General features: G+C 73.1%; 1 protein-coding gene. It reads right to left on the reverse strand.

Annotated elements, in window-relative coordinates; translation table 11 throughout:
- A partial coding sequence (locus ACFW22_RS35910; protein ID WP_386413008.1) for a polyketide synthase dehydratase domain-containing protein occupies positions 1–1,154 on the reverse strand: 1,154 nt, incomplete at both ends.

Genomic DNA, 1,154 nt, shown 5'->3' on the forward strand with positions numbered 1-1,154 from the left:
TGTTCGAGGTCGGGTGTGTTTTCGGGTGAGGTGACGACGGCGTTGCGGGTGAGCAGGACCAGTCGGGAGTCGGCGAACCGCTCCTCCGCCAGCCACCGCTTGACCAGGTCCAGCACCCCGTACAGCACCTCATGGACCCGCGCGGCGAGCTTGTCGGTGCCGTCCTGCTGAGGCGCGTACGGCACGACCACCACGTCCGGGACGACGCCCAGTGTGGCCATGGAGTCCAGGTCGTCAGCCGCGAAGACCGTCGCACCGGTCTCCCCCAGCGTCCGTCCCACCCGCAGCGGGTCCGGCCCGACGACCGCCCAGCGCCGCGCCGCGACGGGGGAGAGCCCCGCGGAGGCCTGCACCCAGTCCATGCGGAACAGGCTGTCGTGCACGGAGGAACTGGCCGCCTCCAACTGCGCGGTGACCACCGGCCGTACGACCAGCGACTCGGCCGTGGCGACTGGCATGCCGGCCGGGTCGGCCACGGTGACCGACACGGTGTCCTCGGCGTCCCCGAGCGGAGCCACGCGCACCCGCAGCGCGGCGGCGCCCGCCGCGTGCAGGGTGACCCCGCTCCACGAGAACGGCAGCCGCGCCCGACCCTCGCCCGCCGCGGGCAGCACGCCCAGGCCCAGCGCGTGCAGCGCCGCGTCCATCAGTGCCGGGTGGATGCCGTACTCCTTGGCCTCGGCGGACTCCTCGTCCGGCAGGGCGACCTCGGCGAAGACCTCGTCACCGCGCCGCCAGGCGGTCCTCAGGCCGTGGAAGGCAGGGCCGTACCCGTAGCCCTGCTCGGCCAGCCTGTCGTAGTAGCCCTCGGTCTCCACCGGCTCGGCCCCGGAGGGCGGCCATGTGGTCATGTCGGCATCGGGCCTCGGGGACCGCTCTACAGGGGCCAGGGTGCCGGTGGCGTGCCGGGTCCACGGCTCGTCGCTGCCGGCGTCCTGCGTGCGTGAGTGGAGAGTCAGCTCGCGCCGCCCCGAGTCGTCAGGTGCGCTCACGTTCAACTGCACGTCCACCCGGCCCCGTTCGGGAAGGATCAGGGGTGCTTCGAGGGTGAGTTCCTCGACGGTGCCGCAGTTGACGTGGTGGCCGGCCTGGAGGGCGAGTTCGAGGAAGCCGGTGCCGGGGAGCAGGACGGTGCCGGCTACGGCGTGGTCAGC

Origin of the sequence: Streptomyces sp. NPDC058872, assembly GCF_042743065.1 — a bacterium.
Lineage (GTDB): Bacteria > Actinomycetota > Actinomycetes > Streptomycetales > Streptomycetaceae > Streptomyces.